The sequence below is a fragment of the Frischella sp. Ac48 genome (assembly GCF_019641635.1).
Lineage (GTDB): Bacteria > Pseudomonadota > Gammaproteobacteria > Enterobacterales > Orbaceae > Frischella > Frischella japonica.
Window position 1 is genome coordinate 1 of record NZ_JAETXP010000025.1, and the last position, 2,662, is coordinate 2,662.

The following is a 2,662-nucleotide window of genomic DNA, read 5'->3' on the forward strand; positions in this document are numbered from 1 at the left end:
GAAGTGACAATATCCATTGACAAAATCAGCTTAAATCAGAAGAATGTGATTGAACTAAAGGAATTTAATGCTGGAAAGGGGACGGGACAACAATTAGTATCTGATAGTTTTGTTTCAGATGTGATTTTTCATAATAAGCAAATTGGCATATTAAATAAAAAGAAGGATGGTATTTCTGGCGCTCATAATCAAGATGCATTTTTAGAATCAATTGAAATGACAGGGGCTAAAATTGTAGGACCTAGATATACTGATGCACGTTTTCCTGGTTTAATTGAATATGAATATCAACTTCCAAAGAAGGTCGCAAATGGACCAAATGCAGGTACAACTGATGGGTTTAAAAAAACTCAAACAAAAACGACTTATGATCCTAATATTTTATCTGATGCTAAAGTTGCTGACATGTCAAATAGAGCCGCAAAACAAGCAGAAAATTATTTTAGAAAAAATCCAAATGAAAATATACATGATGTTAAAATTGATGGTTATTGGTTTAGAGTAACTCATGATATTAAAAATAAAAAAATAACAAATTCATTTATTACAATACCAAAAAGGAATGCTAAATGACAGATAATACTCAGTGGATAAAAAATATTGAAAAGCCTATGCTAGAAAATAATGGTGCGGATTTATATTGTCTAATAAAATTAATGTATAAAGAACATAAAATGAATTTTTTACAATTAATTTACGACGCATCACAAGGAATTGGTTCTGTTATTTCTGAAGGAGCTGAATATGTTCTAGATCAGGATTACGATGATCCAAATGATTTTAAAGAAGTATCTTTTTTGATTGGAGATTATGAAAATTCAACAATATCACCTCAAAACTTTGTTGAGCTTATGCAGATAATATCTGATAGTTATATAGAAGCACATCCTAATGAAAAAGATTCAATAGAATTTTATATGAATAAATTAAGAGAACGTTATTCAAAATAAGAGATAAATCCCTACATAGTAGCGGGGAAAATCAACCATTTATTTTTAGACTTGCAAATCAATCTCTATCATCAACTTGCCCTGTTCAATCTTAATGATAACAGGGCAGCCCACATAAAAACCAAATTGCTCCAGCCACCTGCCTTTAATGGTCAGTTGTGGTTTGGGGTTGGGTTTTGTGCCTTGTGGCATTAGATAATATCCAGGCTGGCTCGCGTTCAATGTGGAGTAATGAGGTTACCGCGACCCACGGTGGCGAGTTGATAGAATGGTCAGGCTTATTGGCTAAAGGTTATGGTGAAATCGCCTATACACTGATTGATATTGGTTTAATCAGCAAAGCCTCATCGGTAGTCAAAATGGCAACACAAACCGAAAATGTGATTAAACTGAACACAACAACTGCCGTAAAAGTCGGACAGACAATCAAACCAACCGAAGTGACAATATCGATTGACAAAATCAGCTTAAATCAAAAGAATGTGATTGAACTAAAGGAATTTAATGCTGAAAAGGGAACGACGGGTTCACCAACTCAAGGTGGTGCTGGCGGAAACTGGAAAGTGATTGATGAAATAACAGATCCTAATGTGATTAAACAAGTTACTCCAACGTCTTGTGGTGCTGCCTGCGGTCAAATGTTATTAAAGGATAGAAATATCTTTGTTGACCAAACAAAACTAGGAACTTCGTTGAAAAGTCCAGAACAACTGGCCAGAGATCTAAGTAAGCAAGGTGGAAATTGGGACGGTGGTTTTGTTGGTGAGCAAGCTTTTGATGCACTAAATAAAACAGGTTCGTGGAGTGCAATGATGTGGGATAAAGGTAATAAAGTTGGTCACTGGGTTGTTGTAAAAGGCACTGATAAGTCTGGTAATGTACTAATTCATGACCCTTGGAAAGGTACTAGTTATAAGATGACTCAAAAAGAATTTAAGGAGGCTTGGAATGAAGTTGCAGTCTTCAATAGATAATATTTATCTTAATAATATTAAGTATGAAAATGGTATTGTTAGTTTATTTTTGCTTATTAATAATATTCATAAAACATTTACGGCAATACCGAAGGATGGTGATATACCTGTAATGAGTTCATCAGATGAATTATCAGAATTATTAATGTCACTAATGCCTTATGAACCTGCAATATATAAGAAGCTATATAATATTGTATGGGATTATATAAAGGGAAATGATGTAATGTTCCCCATTAAGCTACTTTAAATAGTAAAGCTCCCCCCCAGCCGGGGGGCTTTTATCTCTTTTTAGATCTGCATCGCAAGTTCAATAATTAACTTATCCTGCTCTACTTTAATGATGACCGATTGACCGGCATAAAACCCTATCTGCTCCAGCCGCCTGCCTTTAATGGTCAGTTGTGGTTTGGGTTTTGTACCGTGTTGTATTATATTTATGTTTATAATGACGTGTATAACGTTTTTACGAGCGAATCATTACGTTTTTAAGATTAATTCTATTTGCTTTTGGTCATTTAGATTATGGAATGCCGGTAAAAGCATTGCCCCATGAATGACTGCTAACAGACAGAGCCGAGCTACCTTTCTTCTTGCCCCTTCACACAGTGGCATGCTATAACTAACCGAATTCGTGTATAAAGAGTCATAACAACCATTTTAATAATAAACGCGCTAAGGAATAGCAAAGCCGATGTATCTTTATCAACTGATGTTAAAAAAGCAGTGGTTAATGTG

At 34.7% G+C, this 2,662-nt stretch carries 6 protein-coding genes; 4 read left to right on the plus strand and 2 right to left on the minus strand.

Going from position 1 to position 2,662, the window contains the following annotated elements; all coding sequences use genetic code 11:
• Both JMI89_RS11605 and JMI89_RS11610 read left to right on the plus strand, forming a co-directional pair.
• Window positions 1-573: CdiA family toxin C-terminal domain-containing protein (locus tag JMI89_RS11605; RefSeq protein WP_220680158.1), on the plus strand; the 573-nt coding region annotated here is incomplete at its 5' end.
• Complete coding sequence (locus JMI89_RS11610; RefSeq protein ID WP_187756413.1) at window positions 570-950, plus strand: hypothetical protein; 381 nt, start codon at window positions 570-572, stop codon at window positions 948-950. The genes JMI89_RS11605 and JMI89_RS11610, both read left to right, overlap by 4 nt.
• A gap of 45 nt (window positions 951-995) precedes the next feature.
• Here JMI89_RS11610 and JMI89_RS11615 read toward each other — a convergent pair whose 3' ends face one another.
• Window positions 996-1,142: a SymE family type I addiction module toxin gene (locus JMI89_RS11615; RefSeq protein WP_187756414.1), complete on the minus strand. Its 147-nt coding sequence runs from the start codon at window positions 1,140-1,142 to the stop codon at window positions 996-998.
• Between JMI89_RS11615 and JMI89_RS11620 the strand changes: the two genes are divergently transcribed.
• Complete coding sequence (locus JMI89_RS11620; RefSeq protein WP_220680159.1) at window positions 1,136-1,924, plus strand: cysteine peptidase family C39 domain-containing protein; 789 nt, start codon at window positions 1,136-1,138, stop codon at window positions 1,922-1,924. The two genes, JMI89_RS11615 and JMI89_RS11620, sit on opposite strands and share 7 nt — an antisense overlap.
• On the plus strand, window positions 1,899-2,174 hold the full coding sequence (locus tag JMI89_RS11625) for a hypothetical protein (protein WP_220680160.1): 276 nt from the start codon (window positions 1,899-1,901) through the stop codon (window positions 2,172-2,174). Before JMI89_RS11620 ends, JMI89_RS11625 begins: the two co-directional genes overlap by 26 nt.
• A 41-nt stretch (window positions 2,175-2,215) precedes the next feature.
• Here the strand turns inward: JMI89_RS11625 and JMI89_RS12180 are convergent, their stop codons facing one another.
• The gene (locus tag JMI89_RS12180) at window positions 2,216-2,383 is read right to left on the minus strand and encodes a SymE family type I addiction module toxin (protein ID WP_220680161.1); all 168 of its coding nucleotides are present in this window, start codon (window positions 2,381-2,383) and stop codon (window positions 2,216-2,218) included.
• Window positions 2,384-2,662: the final 279 nt, after the last annotated feature.